Source organism: Actinoallomurus sp. NPDC050550 (assembly GCF_040655075.1).
Lineage (GTDB): Bacteria > Actinomycetota > Actinomycetes > Streptosporangiales > Streptosporangiaceae > Actinoallomurus.
This window is the reverse complement of sequence record NZ_JBFAJC010000015.1, coordinates 184,789-205,219: the sequence shown is the minus strand read 5'-3', so window position 1 is coordinate 205,219 and position 20,431 is coordinate 184,789. Positions and strand designations below refer to the sequence as shown.

The window sequence follows — 20,431 nt, the reverse complement described above, 5'->3', positions numbered from 1 at the left end:
CGTGTCCGGCGTCAGGCGAGCTTGTGGATCCAGCCGTACGGGTCGGGGCGGTCGCCGTACTGGATGCCGACGAGTTCCTCCCGCAGGCGCATCGTGACCGGGCCGGGCTCGCCGGAGCCGACGAGCCACTCGCTCTTGGCGCCCTTGACCCGGCCGACCGGGGTGATCACGGCGGCGGTGCCGCAGGCGAAGACCTCGGTGAGCTCACCGGAGGCGTTGCCCTCCTGCCACTGATCCGTGGAGATGCGCCCCTCCGAGGCCGGGATGCCGAGGTCGGGGGCGAGCTTGAGCAGGGAGTCACGCGTGATGCCGGGGAGCAGCGTGCCGGTGAGGCCGGGCGTCATGACGCGGGCGTCCGCGCCGGAACCGTACACGAAGAAGAGGTTCATGCCGCCCATCTCCTCGACCCAGCGGTGCTCGTTCGCGTCGAGCCACACGACCTGGTCGCAGCCCTCCTGGACGGCCTGGGCCTGGGCGACGAACGCGGCGGCATAGTTGCCGCCGCACTTGGCGGCGCCGGTGCCGCCGGGGGCGGCCCGGGTGTACTCCTCCGACAGCCAGACCGAGACCGGCTTGATCCCGCCGGCGAAGTACGAGCCGGCCGGCGAGGCGATGACGATGAACAGGTACGACGAGGACGGGCTGTTCACACCGAGGCCGCGCTGGGTGGCGATGATGAATGGGCGCAGGTAGAGGCTGTGCCCCTCCCGGGTCGGCACCCAGTCGCGGTCGGCGTCGACCAGCAGCTCCAGGGACCGGACGAACGTCTCCTCCGGGAGCGCCGGCATCGCCATCCGCTCGCAGGAGGCGTTGAAGCGCGCGGCGTTCGCGTACGGGCGGAAGGTGACGATCGACTCGTCGGGCTGATGGTAGGCCTTCAGCCCCTCGAACAGCTCCTGGGCGTAGTGGAAGACCGCGGTCGCCGGATCGAGCATCAACGGGGCGTACGCCTCAAGGCGTGCGTCATGCCAGCCGTGCTCCGCGTCCCACCGGATGGTGATCATGTGGTCCGTGAAAGTCTGGCCGAAGCCCGGGTTCTCCAGCAGTCGTTCGCGCTCGTCCGCCGACGTGCGGTGGTCGGAGAGCCGGATGTCGAACTCGATGGTCATCTGACGTCCTCTCGCGGTACGGCTTCGTCGCCGCTCCGTACTCATTGTCGCCTTTTGTCGCCTTCAAGTCTCCTTTGCTCACGGCAGCCCAAAACGGGCGCGCCGTGGGGCGCGCCCGGAGGGTTTCCCTGGGGAAAGGCGCGCCCTAGCCGGATACTCGCTCGGCGATGTCGTCGCCCGCCTCGCGGGTGGACCGCGCGGCCCAGGCGCCCTGGCGCTCGATGAGGTCGTCGGCGACGGCCTGCTCCACCTTGCGGGCCTCGGCGGTCAGGCCGAGGTGGTCGAGGAGCAGGGCGACGGAGAGGATGGTCGCGGTCGGGTCGGCCTTGCCCTGACCCGCGATGTCGGGGGCGCTGCCGTGGACGGGCTCGAACATGCTCGGCGCCGCACCCGTGGGGTTGATGTTGCCGCTGGCGGCCAGGCCGATGCCGCCGGCCACCGCCGCGCCCAGGTCGGTGATGATGTCGCCGAACAGGTTGTCGGTGACGATCACGTCGTAGCGCTCGGGCTGCGTCACGAAGAACATCGTCGCGGCGTCGACGTGGGAGTAGTCGACCTCGATGTCCGGGTACTCCTTCGCCACGGCGTCGACCGTGCGCGACCACAGGTCGCCCGCGTAGACCAGGACGTTGTTCTTGTGGACGAGGGTGAGCTTCTTGCGCGGGCGCCGGGCCGCCTGCTCGAAGGCGTAGCGCACGACGCGCTCGACGCCGAACGCGGTGTTGAGGCTCTCCTGCGTCGCGACCTCGTGCGGCGTGCCCTTGCGGAGCACTCCGCCCGCACCGGCGTACAGGCTCTCGGTGCCCTCCCGCACGACCAGCATGTCGATGTCCTCGGGCCGGGTGTCGGCGAGCGGCGTCGCCACGCCCGGGTAGAGCCGCACCGGGCGCAGGTTGACGAAGTGGTCGAGCTCGAACCGCAGCCGGAGCAGCAGGCCGCGCTCCAGCACGCCGCTGGGCACGGTCGGGTCGCCGACCGCTCCGAGCAGGATGGCGTCGTGCTCGCGGATCTCCGCCAGCACGGAGTCCGGAAGCGTCTCGCCGGTCTTGTGCCAGCGGGTCGCGCCGAGGTCGTACGACGTCTGCTCGATCTTGAGGCCGAGCGCGTCGAGAACCTTGAGGCCCTCGGCGACGACCTCGGGGCCGATGCCGTCGCCCGGAACGACGGCCAGGTGGATGCTGCGGGAAGCCATGCCTGTACCTTAGCGGGTCGTCTCATCCCATGAGAAGTCGTCTCAAATTATGGGCGATTTCCGCCCATGCGCTGGATGCCGCCCATGCGCTGGATGCGGCCCGTTCCCTGGATGCCGCCGACCCCACGGGCGCCGCCGGCCCCTGACGCGCCACGCGGTCCCGCCGCACCACCGGTCCGCGGCCCGCCGTACGGCGGGGAACCGTCAGGCGCCAGGAGCGCCGCCGAGCCCGGAAGCGCCGCCGGTTCCCCCGGGCGCCGCCGGTTCTCATGCGCCGCGCGATCCCGCCCCACCGCCGGTGCCTGATGCGCGGCCCGTACCCGGCCCGCCGTACGGTACCGGCGCGCCGTACGGGCCGGGGACGTTGCCGGCTCCGGCGATCGCCCGGTCGAACACCAGGGCGCGTGCGGTCGCCAGGCCCGTGGCCAGCGCGCCCAGGACGACCGCGTCGTCGCCGAGCGGGGACACCTCGACGCGCGGCGGGCCGAGCGGCGTCATGGTCTCGAGCCGGTCGCGCACCTCGTCGAGCAGGACGTCGGCGCCGTGCCCGCCGATGCCGCCGCCGAGGGCGATCAGCTCGGGGTCGAACAGCGCGATCACACCGGCCAGCGCGTGGGCGACGTGGTCGGCCTCCCGCGCCACCGCCTGGACCGCCGTCGGCTCGCCGTCGCGAGCCTCGTCGAACACCCGCTTTGCGGTGATCTCGCCGGTCATGCCGAGCCGCCGGGCCGTGGCGACCACCCCGGTCGCCGAGGCGACCGCCTCGAGCATGCCGTGCCGCCGGGAGTCCGGCGCGTGCGCGAGCGGGTCGGCCTCCCCCATCGGCAGGAACGCGATCTCTCCGGCCGCGCCGCGCGCGCCGCGGTACAGACGGCCGTCGATGATGATCCCCATGCCGATGCCGGTGCCGATCGACACGTAGACGAAGTGCCGCAGCCCGGCGCCGAGCCCGTAGCCCTGCTCGCCGAGTGCGGCCAGGGCGATGTCGTTCTCGATCGCGAACGGCGCGGGCAGCCGCTCGGCGAGCTTCGCGGTGACGCCCGGGGTGTTCCAGCCGGGGATGTTCGGCGCGAGATGGAGGCGTTCGTTCTCGACGTCGTGCACGCCGGGCGTGCCGAGCACGATGTTGGTGATCTCTCCGCCGGCCGCCGCGGCGAGACCGTCGACGATCTCGCTGAGCTGGCCGATCAGCTCGGTCGCGCCTCCGGCCCGCGCGGGGACGTCCTCCCGTACGACGATCTCGCCGCCGAGGTCGACCAGGGCGGCGCGCACCCACTGGCGGCCGACGTCGATGCCGATGACCCACCCGGCCTCCGGCCGGATCTCATAGAGCAGCGCCGCTCGTCCGGCGTTGCCGGTCCGGTGGCCGACCGGACGGACCAGCCCGGCCCGCTCCAGGTCGGCCAGGGCCAGCGAGATCGTGGGCTTGGACAGCCCGGTCTCCTCGGCGAGCTGCGGTCGTGACACCGGCCCGAGCAGCCGGATCCGCTCGTACACCGCACGCTCGTTCATGATGCGCAACACGCTGGTGGTGTTGGCCGTCTCCCCGCCGCTGGGCACGTTCATCCTCTCGCCGTACGCTGCACAACAGAGTGTCACATGCGATCGAGGACTTGATTTGTTAGGGAGGCTCTCTTACATTCTCCCCAAACGCCGCTGACCAGGCAGAAAGCCGAAAAGCGCCACGAAAGGGAGTGGGGACCATGACGTCTCCCACGGTCCCGGGGTTCGAGCGACGCCTCGGGCTGTTCCAGGCCACCACCGTCAACATGACCCAGATGTGCGGCATCGGGCCGTTCGTCACGATCCCCGCCATGATCAGCGCCCTGCAGGGCCCGCAGGCCATGTTCGGCTGGGTGATCGGGGCGATCATCGCCGTCGCGGACGGCCTCGTGTGGGCCGAGCTCGGCGCCGCGATGCCCGGCGCCGGCGGAACGTACCTCTACCTGCGTGAGGCGTTCCAGTACCGTACCGGCCGCCTCATGCCGTTCCTGTTCGTCTGGTCGGCGGTGCTGTTCATCCCGCTGATCATGTCGACCGGGGTGATCGGGCTGGTGCAGTACGGCGGGTACCTGTGGCCCGCGCTCGTCCACGGCAAGGGCCTGTCGACCCTCGGCCACGTGGTCGCGGTCGGCGTCGTCGGCCTGGTCGTCCTCGCGCTCTACCGGCGGATCGGCGACATCGGGAAGATCACCTCGATCTTCTTCGTCGTCATGCTGGTCTCGGTGCTCGGCGTGATCGTCGCGGCGTTCACCCACTTCCACTCCAGCCTGGCCTTCGGCTTCCCGCACGACTCGGGCTCGAAGTTCTTCACCGGCCTGGGCGCGGGCCTGGTCATCGCGATCTACGACTACCTCGGCTACAACACCAGCGCCTACCTCGGCGCGGAGGTGCGCGACCCGGGACGGGTGATCCCCCGCTCGATCATCTACGCCATCCTCGGCATCATGGGGCTGTACTTCCTGCTCCAGATGGGCGTGCTCGGCGTCGTGCCCTGGCAGGAGGCGAAGGACTCCAGCTCCGTGGCCTCCCTGGTGCTGGAACGCACCTGGGGCAAGGGCGTCGCCCAGGTCTTCACGGTGGGGATCATCATCACGGCGTTCGCCTCGGTCTTCGCCGGACTGCTCGGCGGCTCGCGCGTGCCCTACAACGCGGCGCGCGACAAGGTGTTCCTCCCGTGGTTCGGGCGGATGCACCCGCGCTTGCACTTCCCCACCGTCGGCCTGTACGCGATGGGCGTCGTCACGGCGATCGGCTCACTGTTCACCCTCACCGACGTGATCAGCATGCTCACCGCGGTGTTCGTGCTCGTGCAGTCGGTGGCCCAGATCGCCGCCGTCACCGTGCTGCGGATCCGCCAGCCGAACCTGCCCCGCCCGTACAAGATGTGGCTGTACCCGCTGCCCAGCCTCGTGGCCCTCGCCGGCTGGATCTACATCTACCAGGCGGCCGGCCTCAAGCCGATCCTGCTCTCGGTGGCCTGGCTCGCCGCCGGCGTCATCGCCTACCTTGCCTGGGCCCGCGCCGAGCAGGCCTGGCCGTTCGGTCACGAGGAGATCCACGAGGCCTTCGCCGAGCATCCCGGGCAGGCCTCCGCATGACGATGGACGGTACGTCGGTCGGCGAGTTCGTGCTCGGGATCGACTTCGGGGGGACCAAGGTGGCGCTCGCGACGGCGAGCGCCACCGGAGAACCGGTGAAGCGCACGCGCCTGGCGACACACGCCGCCGACGGCGCCAAGGAGGTGGTGCGCCGGGTACTGGACGCGGCACACGACCTCGTCGCGGGCACGCCCGGCCGCCTCGTCGCGGCCGGCGTGTCCACGTTCGGGGTGATCCGCGAGGGCCGGGTGCGCCTCGCGCCCAACGTCCCCGGCTGGGAGGACCTCCCGCTGCCCGCCCTGCTCCAGGACGGACTGGGCGTCCCCGCGGTCCACGTCGACAACGACGTCAACGCGGCGGCCGTCGCCGAACTGCGCTGGGGCCGGCTCCAGGGGACCGATGTGGGCCTCTATGTCAACCTGGGCACCGGCACCGGCGCGGCCATCGTGGTCGGCGGCAAGGTCGTCCCCGGCACGCACGGCGCGGCCGGCGAGATCGGGTACCTGCTGCGCGAGCCCGGCGAACCCGGCTACACGGACGGGCGCGCGCCGCTCGAGGAGTACACCTCCGGGAGCGGGCTGGCCGCCCGCGGATCCGCGCTGCTCGGCGAGCAGATCACGGCCGAGGAACTCTTCGCCCGGGGGGACGAGCCCGCGGTGAAGGCGCTGCTCGACGACGCCGCCGCGGCGGTGGGGATGGCGGTCGCCAACCTGACGATCTTCCTCGACCCCGAACGCGTCGTCGTCGGCGGCGGGATGGCCGAGGTGTTCCTGCCCGCCCTGCGCGCCGCGATCGCCCGCGCGACGCCCTTCCCGCCGCCGGTCGACGCCGCGCGCTTCGTCGACGACGCCGCGCTGATCGGTGCCCTCGCCCTCGGCGTCGAGGCCTCCTGACCCGGACCGGTCGCGTACGGCCGGCGCGGGCCGGTTCCTTACGGGCACCTGCCACCGACGCGCTCCGGCCGCCGCGGTCGGCGAGGCGAACGGCCTGGCGCGCGGCGACCGGCCTCGTACGGCGGACGCGGGCCGGTCTCCTACGGGATCACGCGCCTACGGGCGCTCGCGGAAGCGCGGGCGCCCGTAGGGCGAAGGATCAACGACCGGCGGCGCCGCCGTTGTCGCGGCGGTCCAGCGCGGTCTGAACGGCTCGGGCGGCCTCTTCGGCGACCTCGTCGGCGGGGGTCCAGGCGGGAGTGGCATCCATGGGATTCGTCTCCGTGAAAGGTGTCAAGGGCGGACGGATCAAATGGGACTCACGGCCAGCGGCGGACTCCGCGGCGGGTCGCCGGCCTGCCCAAGATCAGGCCCCGCCGCGGCAGCGAAGAATGAGTACGAAGCGCCGCATGACCTTTTCGACGCTACCCGCCGATCCCCATTCTGTCTCGCCTCTCGGCCAGGAATCTCACATACCAAGATGCTTTACCGGGCCGGCGCCCACGACCTCGTCTTTCTCCGGGTCCTCCCTCGACGAAGAATCTTCCTTTTCAGGCCGGCCGGGTCTCATGGTCGAGGTCGACGCGACGTCCCTGGTCGGCGCCGATCTCCTCGGTGATCGCGTCGACGAGATCGGGGGTGAGCGCCGAGTCGACGGTCAGCGCGATCAGGGCCCGCCCGCCCTTCTCGTGCCGGCCCACCTGCATCCCGGCGATGTTGACGCCCGCGTCGCCGAGCAGCCGGCCCACCACGCCGACCATCCCGGGCCGGTCGGTGTAGGTGAAGAAGCCCATGTGCGCGGCCGGCGCGATCTCCATGACGTAGCCGTTCACCTCGACGATCCGCTCGACGTGCCGTGGCCCGCTCAGCGTCCCGGACACGGACACGGTCGCGCCGTCGGCCATCGTGCCGCGCACCGTCAGGAGGTTGCGCCAGTCGGGGCTCTCCTCGCTCGTGGTCAGCGTCACCTCGACGCCCCGGGCGCGCGACAGCAGGGGCGCGTTGACATACGTCACCGCCTCCTCGACCACGTCCGTGAACGCGCCCTTCAGCGCGGCCAGCTCCAGCACCTTCACGTCGTGCCGGGTGATCTCGCCGCGCGCCTCCACCTCGAGGCGTACGGGCAGGCCGCCGGCGAGCGCGGTGAAGATCCGCCCGAGCTTCTCCGCGAGCGGCAGCGCGGGCTTGACGTCCTCGGCGACGACCCCGCCCTGGACGTTGACCGCGTCCGGCACGAACTCGCCCGCGAGCGCGAGCCGCACCGAACGCGCGACCTGAGTGCCCGCCTTCTCCTGTGCCTCGTGGGTGCTCGCCCCGAGATGCGGGGTGACCACGACGTTGTCGTGCTGGAAGAGCGGGTTGTCGGTGCACGGCTCGGTGCCGAACACGTCCAGGGCCGCTCCCGCGACGCGTCTCTCCTTGAGCGCCAGGTCGAGGGCGTTCTCATCGACGATTCCGCCCCGGGCGGCGTTGACGATCCGCACGGACGGCTTGACGAGCCTCAGCTCGCGGTCACCGATGAGGCCGATCGTCTCGGGGGTCTTCGGCAGGTGCACGGAGATGAAGTCGCTGGCGCCCAGCAGCTCGTCGAGCGGGACGAGCCGCGCGCCGAGCTGCGCCGCACGCGCCGCCTGGACGTACGGGTCGAAGGCGATGACCCGCATGCCGAAGGCCGCGAGCCGCTGCGCGACGAGGACGCCGATGCGGCCGAGGCCGAGAATCCCCATGGTCTTGTCCTGCAGCTCCACCCCCGTGTACGCGGCGCGCCGCCACTCGCCGCGCTGGAGGGCGGCGTGCGCCTGCGGAACGTTCCGGGCGGTCGCCAGCAGCAGCGCGATCGCGTGCTCGGCCGCGGTGACGATGTTCGAGGTCGGCGCGTTGACGACCATGACGCCGGCCCGGGTCGCCGCCTCGACGTCGACGTTGTCGAGGCCGACACCGGCGCGGGCGACGACGCGCAGCCGGGGCGCGGCGGCCAGCACGGCGGCGTCGACCGTCGTCGCGCTTCGGACGATCAGGGCGTCCGCGTCGGCCACCACGGTGACGAGCGCGGCGCGATCGGCGCCGTCGACGCGGCGGAGCTCGAAATCGGGCTCCAGGAGCGCCAGACCGGCGGGCGAGAGCTCTTCGGCGATCAGGACCACAGGCCTTCTCACGGGCACGACCCCCTGCGCAGGTTGCACGGTACGGGGACGCGATCCGCCCGAGGCGTGACCCTCGCCCTCCGCGACTTTAGTAATGCCCGGTGTATCCGCCAATGAGATCTGGTGAATAGGCGTTGCCTTGGCCGGGTTCGGCCCATCAGGTGTCCCGCACGCACTAATGTCGGGCGCATGGCAAACGGAAACCCGACGCTGGCGGACGTGCTCACCCAGCGCGGTGAACCTGAGGAGATCCTGCGCGCGCTCGTGGACGGCGGGGTCCTCATCGTGACCAACCCGGACGGCTCCGTCCTGGTGGGACAGCTCGAGGACGAGACCGTCGCGCTCGCCGCGTTCACCAGCCCCGAGGCTTACAGCGAGAAGTCCGAGAGCGAAGAGTTTCAGCACGCCGACGCCGCCCTCCTGCTGGAGATCGCCCGCAGTGGCGAGGTCCAGGCACTGGTGATCGACCCGGAGAGCGATGACGCCGCCCTGATCCCGTTCAGCGACGTGCAGGGCTACCTCGTCACCCAGGGCATGGGCGTCGACGAGGACGTCGAGGTCGCGTTCCGCGCCAGCGAGCACGAGCTCGTCCCGCACCTCAAGGACGGCGTTGCCGAGCGCCTGCCGGACTTCCCCGCGGTCGAGCGGGTGTGGATCTCCGACGTCCGGATGCCGAGCGGCGTCGAGGGCATCATGCTGCACGTCGTCATCTCCGAGGGCGCCGACCCGCAGCTCGCCAACGATCTTCTCCAGGCCACGATGGAGAAGCTGCCGGCCAGTGACGTGCCGGTGTTCGCTCACGTCGCCGACGACGAGAGCGAGGAGTTCCTCGCCGAGATGGAAGCCGCCGTCGTACGCCGCTGAGCCCTTCCTCAGCCGTGGGCTCCCGGCCGGACGAGACCGTTCTCATAGGCGTACACCACCGCGTGAACGCGATCGCGCAGACCCAGCTTGTCCAGGACGTGGGCGAGGTGGGTCTTGACGGTCGTCTCGGCGATGAACAGCGCCCGGGCGATCTCCGTGTTGGTCCGGCCGGCGACCACGAGATCGAAGACCTCGCGTTCGCGCGCGCTCAGCCGGGCGAGGGCGGCCGGCGGCCGTGCCGGGACGCGCGTCCGGTCGGTGAACGCCTCGATCAGCGGCCTGGTCACGGCCGGTGAGATGAGCGCGCCGCCGTTGGCGGCGGAACGCACCCCCAGCAGGAGTTCCTCCGGCATCGCGTGCTTCAGGAGGAAGCCGCAGGCGCCCGCGCGAAGGGCGTCATAGACGTACTCGTCCAGATCGTAAGTGGTCAGGATGACGACGTGCGGCGCGCGCCCGGGCGGGCCGGTGGCGATCCGGCGAGTCGCCTCGATGCCGTCCATGACCGGCATCCTGATGTCCATCAGGACCACGTCCGGTGCCGTCTCACGGGTGCGCGCCACCGCGTCGGCGCCGTTGGCCACCTCCGCGACCACGGTGAGATCGGGCTGGCCGCCGACCAGCGCGACCAGCCCCGCGCGGACCATCGCCTGATCGTCGGCCACCAGCACGGTGATCCGCCGTCCCGATGTCATGGTCGGTCCTTCCGGGGAACGTAGAGAAGCGTCTCCGCCACCGTGAACCCGCCGTCCCGGCGTCATCGCCGACCCTCCAGAGGAACGTAGAGAAGCGTCTCCGCCACCGTGAACCCGCCGTCCCGGCGTCATCGCCGACCCTCCAGAGGAAGGTAGGGAAGCGCGGCCGTCACCGTGAACCCGCCGTCCGTGGGCGAGGCGCGAAGGTTCCCGCCGGCCGCCTCCGCCCGCTCGCGCATGCCGAGCAGTCCCCGGCCTCCCGCGCCCGGCCGGCCGCCCTTCCGCGCCCGATCCGATGGGCCGTTGACGATCTCGAGAGCGAGCCGGTCGTCGAGGTAGCGCAGCGTCACGAGGGTCGGGGCGCCCGGCGCGTGCCGGGCCACGTTGGTCAGCGACTCCTGGACGATGCGGTACGCCGAGAGCTGCAGGCCGGGGCTCAGCTCGCGGACGTTCCCCGTCACCTTCAGGTCGGCCGGGACCCCGGCCTCGCGGGCACCGGCCAGGAGCGTGCCGATCTCGGCCAGGGAGGGCACCGGTCGGCGCGGCGCGCCGCCGGTGCCGGTCTCGTCGTCCCGCCGCAGTGCGCCGAGCAGATGGTTCAGCTCGTTCAGCGCCTCACGGGACAGGCCCTCCACCGTGGCGAGCGCCTCCAGCGGTGGCGATCCGTTCAACCGGGCGGCCCCGGCCTGCACGGTGATCGCCGAGAGCTGGTGCGCGAGCACATCGTGCAGTTCGCGGGCGATCCTGGTGCGCTCGGCCAGATGTGCCGCCTCGACGGCGGCGGCGGCCTCGGCTCGCCGCGCGGTGGCCGCGTCGCCGACCAGGAACGCCGCGCCGAGGAGCGCGAACGGCAGCCCGGCCATGCGGTGCAGGTTGAGCGCCACCCCGATGACGGCCCCGGTCACGAGGCAGATCCGGCCGAGCCACCGCGCGTACCTTCGCGCTCCTGTGTCGTACGCGCCGACGCCGTACGCCGCCACCAGCACCGCCGCGAACGCCGCGATGACGTTCTGCCGCAGTGCGGCGCGGACCGCGAGCGCGCCGCCCGTGATCAGGAGCACCGGGACCGGGAACCGCCGCCGCCACAGCAGGGGAACGGAGGCTGCCAGCTCCAGGGCGAGGTACCCGAGGACGACCGGGGTCGCGGGGACGTGCGTGGCCGGCTTCCACCACCAGGGCACGTCCGGCGCGCCCCAGACGAACAACGCCGCCGCGACGAGGACGTCGACCCGCCGTGGCGTCACGACCGGACCGGGCATGGCTCCCTCCCGCGTGGGACGCGCCGGCGCCCCACGGGACGATCTCATCAGTTCACATCGGAGCGGCGGAACACCAGAGCGGCGGCGAGCGCACCGGCCACGAAGGTCGCGGCCAGACCGGCGAGGCCGGCGAGCGGACCGGGCGATCCACCGGTGTCGGGGATGAACCGCGACCAGAAATTGTCCGGCAGGGGGGTGACCGAGCCGAGACCGGCGGCGAAGCCCATCCATGCCTGCACCCAGGTCGCGGGCGTCCAGCGACCGGTACCGGACAGTCCGGCAAGGGCCAGAATCGTGATGAAGATCCCGGCGGTGGCAGCCATCGTCCCGACCGAGCCACGCGTGAGGACGGCGGCGAGCAGCCCGACGACGGCGAACACCGCCAGGACCGGCAGCGCGCGGCCGCACTGGGCGGCCGAGTGGCGCAGCTCGGCGGCCACCGAGGCGTTCGGATAAGGCAGGTGGTAGGCCCGGACGAGGATGGGGCCCGCCACCGCGAGCGCCGCCCAGCAGGCGGCGACGACGCCGGCGGCGGCCAGCCACAGGCTCACGAGCTTGGCGGCGAGCACCCGTCCGCGGTGCCCGCACCGGGCCAGCACGGTCTTCAGCGTCCGGCCCGACCACTCGCCCCCGATGTGACCGCCGGCCAGCAGGGCCACGGCCAGCACTCCGGGCAACGACGCCATGAGCCCGGCCGCCTCCGCGCCAACGGCCGCCGGATCGAGTTGCACGGCGGTCCGTCGCGCGTCCTCGATCCGGCGCGCGTCCCGGAGGGCGGCCCGGGCCCGCGCGCTCGTCTTCGCGACCGCGCACGCCTGTCCTTCCGGCATCCCCATCTCCGCGCACGATGGCGGCGCGGAGCCCGTGTCGCGGGCGTCTCTCGCGGCATTGGACGCGCCGGCGACGGCCAGCAGCACGCAGAACAGCATGGCCGCGAACGCCACGCCGTACAGCAGGGGCCGGTTCAGCTTGCGCAGTTCAGCGCGGAGCGGTCGCATCGGTACCATCCTCGGCGACGGTCAGGGTCAGGAAGGCCTCTTCCAGGCCGGGGCGTTCGACGAGGATCTGGCGGGCCCACACGCCGGCGTTCCCGAGCGCCTGGTTGACCTCGCGGCCGTCGGCGCCCTCGACCAGCAGCGTCTCGGGCCCGTCGGTCCGCAGCGTCCGACCCGCCAAAGCCTCCCGGGCGCGGTCCAGGTCGGTCTCGTCGAGCACGACCCGCAGCCGCCGCCGTACGGTGGACAACCCGGCGACCGGCCCCTGCTCGACCAGGCGCCCGTGGTTCATCACCGCGACGCGGTCGCAGACCTGTTCGACCTCCGCGAGCAGGTGGCTCGACAGAAACACCGTCATCCCGTCGTCCGCGAGGGACCGCAGCAGCGCCCGGAACTCCCGGATGCCCGCCGGGTCCATTCCGTTGGTCGGCTCGTCCAGCACGAGCAGGACCGGATCGGCCAGCAGCGCTGCGGCGAGCCCCAGCCGCTGCCGCATGCCCTGGGAGTACGCCTTGACCTTCCGGTCGGCGACGGCGGACAGGCCGACCCGCTCCAGGGCCGCGCCGACCGCGCCGGGGCGGGGCGGAGGCGGCCCGTGCAGGGCCACCACCTCCAGGTTGCGGCGGCCGGTCAGCCACGGATAGAACGCCGGCTCCTCGATCATCGCGCCGACCCGGGCTAGTCCGTCCGGGTCGGGGAGCCGCCGCTCGTTCACCCAGGCGCGGCCCGCCGTCGGTGTGACGAGCCCGAGCAGCATGCGCATCGTCGTCGTCTTGCCCGAGCCGTTCGGGCCGAGGAAGCCGAAGACCTGACCGGCGTCGACCGTGAGATCGAGCCGGTCGACCGCCACCGTGGCGCCGTACCGCTTGGTCAGCCCCGCACATCGGATCACGCACATGGGCCGACCGTAGAGAGCCGCGTCCCTGGCGTCCTCCTCCCGAGGGTCCAACCGCGCCTCGTCCATTCGACGACACCGGGGGCGCGGCCGCACGCTCCGGCCCCCGGCGCCGTCGTCGAACGGGCGAGGCCGGGATCGGCCGCGCGCAGGAAGACGGCGCGGCCCGCGCTTCCTAGCGTCATTGGCCATGAGACGCGCGATTCCTGCCATCGCCGCCGCGGCGGTCCTGCTCACCGCGTGCTCGGGGACCGCCGGCACCGACCCCGACGCGGGCGAGGCCAGTCCGCATCCACGCCCCACGTGGGCGTTCTACCGTCCGCCGGTCCCCCTGCCGAGGCGAGCGCCCGGCACCCTGATCCGCAGCGAACCGGTCGCCGCGCCGACCGGGGCCCGTGGCCGGCGGATCCTGTACCACTCGCGCGGCATGGAGGGCCAGGACATCGCGGTCTCCGGCTCGGTGTTCGTGCCCGCCGGCCGACCGCCGGCCGGAGGATGGCCGGTCGTCGCCTGGGCGCACGGGACGACGGGACTGGGCGACTCCTGTGCCCCGTCGACCGACCCGTACCCGCTCGGGGGGATCGAGGACGGCTCGGCGCTCCTGGCCGCCGGGTACGCCATCGTCTCGACCGACTACGAGGGCCTGGGCACCCCAGGCCCCCACCCATACCTCGTCGGGCCGAGCGAGGCGCGATCCGTGCTGGACGCCGTCCGTGCCGCCGCCCGCCTGCCCGGGGACGGCCTCGGCCGGTCCTTCGTGGCGTTCGGCCACTCACAGGGCGGGCACGCCGTGCTGTTCACCGGCGAGTTCGCGGCGTCGTACGCGCCCGACCTGCGTCTGCTCGGCGTCGCGGCGGCGGCACCCCCGATCGACCTGACGGCGCTGGCGCGCCACGTCACCGACCTCGACTACGGCACCGGACGGCTCGTCGAGGTGGCCGCCGGTCACAGCGCGGCCGACCCGGCCGCGCGGCTGGACTCGATCATGACGCCGGTCGGCCGGGCGGGCCTGAAGGTCCTCGAGACGGGCTGTGACGACGACGTGATCGAGGCGTACGCGGGGCTGCCCGCGCGGGCCGTGTTCACGAAGGACCCGCGCACGACGCCCCCGTGGTCCACCGGTCTGGTCCGCGACAGCGTCGACGCGCTCCCCCGGGGCGTTCCGCTCCTCATCCTGCAGGGCGGACGCGACCCGATCATTCCGGCGAAGCTCACGAAGGCCGCCGTGCACCGGATGTGCGGTCGCGGAGACGTCGTCGCCTACCGGGTCTACCCACGCGCCTACCACAACGTCGTGCCGTCGGCCGCGCCGGACCTGAACGCCTGGATCACGGCACGCTTCCACGGCGCTCCCCCGCCAAACGACTGCCGCTGAACGACGGTGCTTGGAGAGGTCCGGTGGATCTTGTTCGTCGCGAGCAGGATCCACCGGACGCCTCCTGGGGTCAGGCCGCGCTGCGCGTCAGCGTCGTGGTCCGGGCCAGGACGCTGGTGACCGCGCCGGTGTCGGCGATGTACACGTGCGGCACGTCGACGAAGACGCGCATCGTCCCCGCCGGAAGGCCCACCGCGCCGGCCACCTCCAGTTGCACCGCGCGCAACGGGAGATAGTTGAGATAGCTCGTGAAGGCGTTCTGGGACCGGAACGTCGCCGTCATCGAGAGCCGGCGGTCCCGGATCCGGAACGCCAGGGCCGCCAGGCAGGGCACGGCGTCCTGGCGCTCGCCCGGGACCGTCAGTGAGATCCAGCCGCTCTTGGTCCACGGACGCGTCAGCAGCAGTTCGGTCACCCAGCCGAGCTGGTCGACGCCGCGCAGGTCGCGCAGCCGCGCGCCGTAGCTGTACTTGAACGGCGGTACGACGTCGGTCCGCGTGAACTTCGCCGTGTACCGGGCGACGGCCTCCGCGTCGCCGTGCGCCCGGATGATCGGGTCGTCCCAGCCGAGGGCCACGATCTCGAACAGCCGCGGCGGTGCCTCGATGACCGGCCCGCGGTCGTCGAGGCCCGCCTCACCCGTCGTCCACACGTGCCGCATGAGGCCGATCCACGCCTCCCCGCACGTGAGCCAGCGTTCCATCCTCACGACTCCACCGAGGGGAAGCCGAACGGGTTGGCCGGCTCCCTGTGGCGCCGGGCCGCGCCCATGCGGACGTGGTAGACGAGGAAGAGGAGCGTGGCGGTGACCGCGATCCAGACCGTCACCACGATCGGCGTCGGCCGGGCGCCCGAGAGGCCGAGCAGCCCGATCGAGATGTAGGCCGCGTCGACGATCGCGAGCCCGATCGCGGTGACGCCGGGGCCGGACGTCGGGGCGAAGGACTCCGGATAGGCCGGGTCGATCGGGAGGTTGGGCGCCCAGCCCACCTCGCGGAAGTGGTCGCGCAGTTCCTCGACGTACAGCAGCCGGAAGTTGTTCATCGCCCGGGCCGTCCGCAGGTGCCGGGAGGTCGCCTCGATGAGGCGGAGGTACGGCAGGACGCCCATCGCCCCGAAGATCCCCGTCAGGGCGAAGACGTACGGGGGGATGCGATGCCAGGAGGTCAGCGCCGCCGGGTCGAGCACCTTGGCGCTCGCCAGGGCGACCACCGCGCCGAACGGCGCGGCCAGGAGGCTCATGGCCAGCCTGAGCATCTTCAGACGTTCTTCCGAGGCGGCCAGGTAGACCTGGTAGATCCCGCTGAAGTCGGTCGCAAGGAGTTGTACGAATTGTGTGGGGTCGATGTCGGCCGGGTCGCGGTGTGCCCGCAGGTCCGTCCGTGGCGTCCCTAAGCCTGTCTTACGCATGAGCCCTTCCCGCTCTCGCGCCTCACGGCACGACTCCACGCCATCACTTACCAATGGAGTCGAAACCGCCCATTTCGCCGCGTACAGTATCCTCCCTCCCGCAGCCGGTCGGTGCCGAAATCTGATTGAGGCGCGGCCCAAAGATGGATTCGAAGCATTGTTTTACGGAGTGTTAAGCACCGTGGACAAGGCCCGCGCGGTTGCCGAATTTCACGCCCCGGAAAAGGCGACGCCCCGGCCGCGTGCGAACGCACGTGCCGGGGCGAGCCGTCGAACCGCTGGGTCAGTCCTGGAGCCAGGACATCATCGGGCGGAGCTTGGCGCCGGTCTGCTCGATCGGGGAGTTCTGCTCCTCCTCGCGGCGCTTGAGGAAGTTCGGCCGGCCGGCGTCGAACTCCTCGACGAGCTCCTTGGTGAAGGTGCCGTCCTGGACCTCCTTGAGGATCTTGCGCATCTCCTCGCGGGTCTGGTCGGTGATGATGCGCGGGCCGCGGGTGTAGTCGCCGAACTCCGCGGTGTCAGAGACCGACCAGCGCATCTTCGACAGGCCGCCCTCGTACATGAGGTCGACGATGAGCTTCATCTCGTGCAGGCACTCGAAGTAGGCGGCCTCGGGCTGGTAGCCGGCCTCGACGAGGGTCTGGAAGCCCGCCTTGATGAGCTCGGAGACGCCGCCGCAGAGCACGGCCTGCTCGCCGAACAGGTCGGTCTCGGTCTCCTCCGTGAAGGTGGTCTTCAGCGCGCCCGGGCGCGTGCCGCCGATCGCCTTGGCGTACGAGAGGGTGAGCGGCCAGGCGTTGCCGGTGGCGTCGCGCTCGACGGCGACGAGCACCGGCACGCCGCGGCCCTCGGTGTACTGGCGGCGGACGAGGTGGCCCGGGCCCTTGGGGGCGACCATGCACACGTCGACGCCCTCCGGCGGCTCGATGAGGCCGTAGCGGATGTTGAGGCCGTGACCGAAGAACAGCGCGTCGCCCTCGACCAGGGACGGGGCGACCGCCGTCTTGTAGACCTCCCGCTGCAGGTGGTCCGGGATCAGCACCATCGTGAGGTCGGCCTCCTCACAGGCCTCCTCCGGGGTGACGACGCGCAGGCCGTCGTTCTCGGCCTTCTCGCGGCTCTTGGAGTCCTTCGGCAGGCCGACGCGCACGTCGACACCGGAGTCGCGAAGCGAGAGCGCGTGTGCGTGCCCCTGGCTGCCGTATCCGAGCACCGCCACGTGACGGCCCTGGATGACGCTCAGGTCGGCGTCGTTGTCGTAGTAGATCTCAGCCACTTACTTTTGCCTCTCTGAAATTCACGCGCTGCGCTCGATGGCGCGCAACGAGCGGTCGGTGATGGAGCGGGCGCCACGGCCGATGGCCACCATGCCCGACTGCACCAGTTCCTTGATACCGAACGGCTCCAGGACCCTGATCAGGGCCTCCAGCTTGTCCCTGCTTCCGGTGGCCTCGATCGTGACCGCGTCCGTGGCCACGTCGACGACCTTCGCGCGGAAGAGCTGGACGGTCTCCAGGACCTGGGAGCGGGTCTCCGCGTCGGCCCGGACCTTGATCAGCACCAGCTCGCGCTGCACCGACGCCGACGGGTCCAGTTCGACGATCTTGATGACGTTGACCAGCTTGTTCAGCTGCTTGGTGACCTGCTCCAGCGGGAGCTCCTCGACGTTGACGACGATCGTCATCCGGGAGATGTCCGGATGCTCCGTCGTCCCGACGGCGAGGGAGTCGATGTTGAATCCGCGCCGGGAGAACAGCGAGGCGACCCGGGCGAGGATGCCCGGTTTGTTCTCCACCAGGACGGAAAGCGTGTGCCTGCTCATGTCAGTCCGTGTTCTCCCAGTCGGGCGCCATGTCCCGGGCGATCTTGATCTCGTCGTTGCCGGTGCCGGCCGCCACCATCGGCCAGACCATCGCGTCCTGGTGCACGACGAAGTCGATGACGACCGGGACGTCGTTGATCTCCATGGCCTTGGCGATCGTGGCGTCCACGTCGGCCGCGTTGTCGCAGCGCAGCCCCACGCAACCGTACGCCTCCGCCAGCTTGACGAAGTCGGGGATGCGGCGGGACTGCAGGTCGGTGTTGGAGTAGCGCCCTTCGTAGAACAGGGTCTGCCACTGCCGGACCATGCCGAGGTTGCCGTTGTTGATGACGGCCACCTTGATCGGGATGCCCTCGATGGCGCAGGTCGCCAGCTCCTGGTTGGTCATCTGGAAGCAGCCGTCGCCGTCGATGGCCCAGACGGCCGTGTCGGGCCGCCCCTGCTTCGCGCCCATCGCGGCGGGCACGGCGAAGCCCATCGTGCCGAGGCCGCCGGAGTTGATGAACGACCCCGGGTTCTCGTAGCCGATGAACTGGGCGGTCCACATCTGGTGCTGGCCCACCCCGGCGACGTACAGCGCGTCCGGGCCGACGATCTTACCGATGCGCTCGATCGCGTACTGCGGGGAGAGGCTCCCGTCCTCCGGCTGGTCGTAGCCCAGCGGGTAGGTCTCGCGCCAGGAGTTCAGCTGGCGCCACCAGGCCTCGTAGTCGCCCTTGCGCCCGGCGGCGTGCTCGGCGCGCACCGCGTTGATCAGGTCGGTGAGGACGTCGCGGCAGTCGCCGACGATCGGCACGTCGGCGTGGCGGTTCTTGGAGATCTCGGCCGGGTCGATGTCGGCGTGCACGATCTTGGCGCCGGCGGCGAAGCTGTCGAGGCGGCCCGTGACCCGGTCGTCGAACCGCGCGCCCAGCGCGACCAGCAGGTCGGAGCGCTGCAGCGCGCCTACGGCGCCGACGCTGCCGTGCATGCCGGGCATGCCCATGTGCAGCGGGTGGCTGTCCGGCAGCGCGCCCTTGGCCATCAGCGTGGTCACCACGGGCGCGCCGGTCAGCTCGGCGAGCGTGCGCAGCTCGGCGGCGGCCCGCGCCTTGAGCACGCCCCCGCCGACGTACAGCACCGGCCGCTTGGCCCCGGTGAGAAGGCGGGCGGCCTCACGCACCTGCTTGGCGTGCGGGCGTGTCACCGGACGGTAGCCGGGCAGCTGCATCGGCTGCGGCCAGACGAAGTCGACCGGGTTCTGCAGCGCGTCCTTGGAGATGTCGACGAGGACCGGACCCGGGCGGCCGGTCGAGGCGATGTGGAACGCCTCGGCGATCGTACGGCCGATGTCGGCGGGGTCGGTGATGAGGAAGTTGTGCTTGGTGATCGGCATCGTGATGCCGGAGATGTCCGCCTCCTGAAAGGCGTCCGTGCCGATCGCACCGCTCGCGACCTGACCGGTGATCGCGACGATCGGCACCGAGTCCATGTAGGCGTCCGCGATCGGCGTGACGAGGTTGGTCGCGCCGGGACCGCTGGTCGCCATGCACACGCCCACCTTGCCCGTCGCCTGCGCGTACCCCTGGGCGGCGTGACCCGCGCCCTGCTCGTGCCGGACAAGGATGTGGCGGATCTTCTGCGAGTCGAAGAGGGGGTCGTAGGCCGGGAGGATGGCCCCGCCCGGGATCCCGAACACGGTGTCGACGCCGACCTCCTCCAGGGCTCTGATGAGCGCCTGGGATCCGGTCATCCGTTCGGTCATCTGCTTCATCCTTGTGCTCTTGAGCGCTGGGCTCTGCCCCTTGGCGTGCCGGGGCGGGCGGTGCCGCCTGGTACGCGGTGCGCGGGGCCGGGGTTATGGCCAACAAAAAACCCCTCGCGCCGGACGGCGGTCGAGGGGAGCGCGCAAGCGATCTACTCGGTCAGCTTGCGCGCCGACCAAGTACGAGAATCAGGTTGCGGTTCATGGTGTCAACCATGCTGGGTTTCGCGGCTCGCGTCAAATCCTTGGACGGCATGTCTCACCATCCGAGACGAATGGACCGATACGCGCACCGTCGACCGCACCCGCTGCGGCGGGTGCGGTCGACGTGACGAACGTCAGGCGAGGGACCTCACCCACTCGTCGATCGTGAGGACGTCCGCCTGCCGGGGGAACACCTTCTCGGTGAGGACCCGGTGGACCTCCGGGTCCGCGTCGGCGCAGCCGTCGGCCAGGACGGTGAGGCGGTAGTCCAGGTCGGCGGCCTGGCGCAGGGTGGACAGGACGACGCCGCTGGTCGCGATGCCGGTCAGCACGAGATGGTCGATCCCGCCGGACCGCAGCACCAGTTCCAGGTCGCTGCCCGCGAACGCGCTGACCCGTTTCTTCGTGACGACGACCTCGCCGGCGCGGGGCTCGACGTCGGGGTGGACGGCCGTACCCGGGCCGCCGGTGGTGAACACGTCCGGCGGCAGGGCCGAGAAGGCCTTGTTGCGGTCGCTGATCTCCGGATGGCCGGGGCGGAAGCCGATGACGACGTGGATGACGGGAACACCGGCGTCACGGGCGCCGCCGACCGCTCGGGCCAGCCGCGGCAGGTAGTCCGCGTCCGGTACGCGGGGGACGATGCCCTCCTGGACGTCCATCACGAGCAGGGCGGTGTTCTTCATTGTCGGC

The 20,431-nt window shown here is 71.5% G+C and carries 17 protein-coding genes and 1 pseudogene; 4 read left to right on the top strand and 14 right to left on the bottom strand.

Going from position 1 to position 20,431, the window contains the following annotated elements; genetic code table 11:
- Positions 1–11: 11 nt before the first annotated feature.
- From AB0I04_RS22510 to AB0I04_RS22500, 3 genes are all read right to left on the bottom strand, one after another.
- The gene (locus AB0I04_RS22510) at positions 12–1,109 is read right to left on the bottom strand and encodes a branched-chain amino acid aminotransferase (protein WP_360887399.1); all 1,098 of its coding nucleotides are present in this window, start codon (positions 1,107–1,109) and stop codon (positions 12–14) included.
- A gap of 145 nt (positions 1,110–1,254) precedes the next feature.
- The gene (locus tag AB0I04_RS22505; RefSeq protein WP_360887396.1) at positions 1,255–2,301 is read right to left on the bottom strand and encodes a 3-isopropylmalate dehydrogenase; all 1,047 of its coding nucleotides are present in this window, start codon (positions 2,299–2,301) and stop codon (positions 1,255–1,257) included.
- Between the two features lie 267 nt (positions 2,302–2,568).
- Complete coding sequence (locus tag AB0I04_RS22500; RefSeq protein ID WP_360887393.1) at positions 2,569–3,867, bottom strand: ROK family transcriptional regulator; 1,299 nt, start codon at positions 3,865–3,867, stop codon at positions 2,569–2,571.
- Positions 3,868–4,004: 137 nt separating this feature from the next.
- Between AB0I04_RS22500 and AB0I04_RS22495 the strand changes: the two genes are divergently transcribed.
- Together AB0I04_RS22495 and AB0I04_RS22490 are read left to right on the top strand one after the other, a co-directional pair.
- The gene (locus tag AB0I04_RS22495) at positions 4,005–5,402 is read left to right on the top strand and encodes an APC family permease (RefSeq protein WP_360887390.1); all 1,398 of its coding nucleotides are present in this window, start codon (positions 4,005–4,007) and stop codon (positions 5,400–5,402) included.
- A complete protein-coding gene (locus tag AB0I04_RS22490) occupies positions 5,399–6,295 on the top strand; it encodes an ROK family protein (RefSeq protein ID WP_360887387.1) in 897 nt (298 codons plus the stop codon). Before AB0I04_RS22495 ends, AB0I04_RS22490 begins: the two co-directional genes overlap by 4 nt.
- A 590-nt stretch (positions 6,296–6,885) precedes the next feature.
- Here the strand turns inward: AB0I04_RS22490 and serA are convergent.
- Complete coding sequence (gene serA / locus AB0I04_RS22485; RefSeq protein WP_360887385.1) at positions 6,886–8,490, bottom strand: phosphoglycerate dehydrogenase; 1,605 nt, start codon at positions 8,488–8,490, stop codon at positions 6,886–6,888.
- A gap of 177 nt (positions 8,491–8,667) precedes the next feature.
- Here serA and AB0I04_RS22480 point away from each other — a divergent pair, with 177 nt between their 5' ends.
- A complete protein-coding gene (locus AB0I04_RS22480) occupies positions 8,668–9,342 on the top strand; it encodes an SseB family protein (RefSeq protein ID WP_360887382.1) in 675 nt (224 codons plus the stop codon).
- An 8-nt stretch (positions 9,343–9,350) separates the two neighbouring features.
- On the opposite strand, the gene AB0I04_RS22475 is transcribed toward AB0I04_RS22480, so the two are convergent.
- The 4 genes from AB0I04_RS22475 to AB0I04_RS22460 all read right to left on the bottom strand — a co-directional run bounded on the left by AB0I04_RS22475 (position 9,351) and on the right by AB0I04_RS22460 (position 13,186).
- Positions 9,351–10,034 carry a response regulator transcription factor gene (locus AB0I04_RS22475; RefSeq protein ID WP_360887379.1) on the bottom strand — a complete coding sequence of 228 codons (684 nt, stop codon included), beginning with the start codon at positions 10,032–10,034 and terminating at the stop codon, positions 9,351–9,353.
- A gap of 128 nt (positions 10,035–10,162) precedes the next feature.
- Positions 10,163–11,293: a histidine kinase gene (locus tag AB0I04_RS22470; RefSeq protein WP_360887376.1), complete on the bottom strand. Its 1,131-nt coding sequence runs from the start codon at positions 11,291–11,293 to the stop codon at positions 10,163–10,165.
- A 47-nt stretch (positions 11,294–11,340) separates the two neighbouring features.
- The gene (locus tag AB0I04_RS22465) at positions 11,341–12,291 is read right to left on the bottom strand and encodes an ABC transporter permease subunit (protein ID WP_360887373.1); all 951 of its coding nucleotides are present in this window, start codon (positions 12,289–12,291) and stop codon (positions 11,341–11,343) included.
- On the bottom strand, positions 12,272–13,186 hold the full coding sequence (locus AB0I04_RS22460) for an ABC transporter ATP-binding protein (protein WP_360887371.1): 915 nt from the start codon (positions 13,184–13,186) through the stop codon (positions 12,272–12,274). The genes AB0I04_RS22465 and AB0I04_RS22460 overlap by 20 nt, the downstream gene beginning before the upstream one ends.
- A 187-nt stretch (positions 13,187–13,373) precedes the next feature.
- Between AB0I04_RS22460 and AB0I04_RS22455 the strand changes: the two genes are divergently transcribed.
- Complete coding sequence (locus AB0I04_RS22455; protein WP_360887368.1) at positions 13,374–14,558, top strand: lipase family protein; 1,185 nt, start codon at positions 13,374–13,376, stop codon at positions 14,556–14,558.
- Between the two features lie 70 nt (positions 14,559–14,628).
- Here AB0I04_RS22455 and AB0I04_RS22450 read toward each other — a convergent pair whose 3' ends face one another.
- From AB0I04_RS22450 to AB0I04_RS22425, 6 genes and pseudogenes are all read right to left on the bottom strand, one after another.
- Complete coding sequence (locus tag AB0I04_RS22450; RefSeq protein ID WP_360887365.1) at positions 14,629–15,261, bottom strand: thymidylate synthase; 633 nt, start codon at positions 15,259–15,261, stop codon at positions 14,629–14,631.
- A gap of 2 nt (positions 15,262–15,263) precedes the next feature.
- Complete coding sequence (locus AB0I04_RS22445; RefSeq protein WP_360887362.1) at positions 15,264–15,968, bottom strand: hypothetical protein; 705 nt, start codon at positions 15,966–15,968, stop codon at positions 15,264–15,266.
- A 283-nt stretch (positions 15,969–16,251) separates the two neighbouring features.
- Positions 16,252–17,235: a ketol-acid reductoisomerase gene (gene ilvC / locus AB0I04_RS22440; protein WP_360887449.1), complete on the bottom strand. Its 984-nt coding sequence runs from the start codon at positions 17,233–17,235 to the stop codon at positions 16,252–16,254.
- Between the two features lie 30 nt (positions 17,236–17,265).
- On the bottom strand, positions 17,266–17,790 hold the full coding sequence (gene ilvN / locus AB0I04_RS22435; protein WP_360887359.1) for an acetolactate synthase small subunit: 525 nt from the start codon (positions 17,788–17,790) through the stop codon (positions 17,266–17,268).
- A 1-nt stretch (position 17,791) separates the two neighbouring features.
- Positions 17,792–19,567 (bottom strand): annotated as a pseudogene (locus tag AB0I04_RS22430) (acetolactate synthase large subunit); the annotation flags it as partial.
- Between the two features lie 305 nt (positions 19,568–19,872).
- Positions 19,873–20,424, bottom strand: coding sequence for an isochorismatase family cysteine hydrolase (locus AB0I04_RS22425; RefSeq protein ID WP_360887356.1), 552 nt, complete (start codon positions 20,422–20,424; stop codon positions 19,873–19,875).
- Positions 20,425–20,431 lie beyond the last annotated feature (7 nt).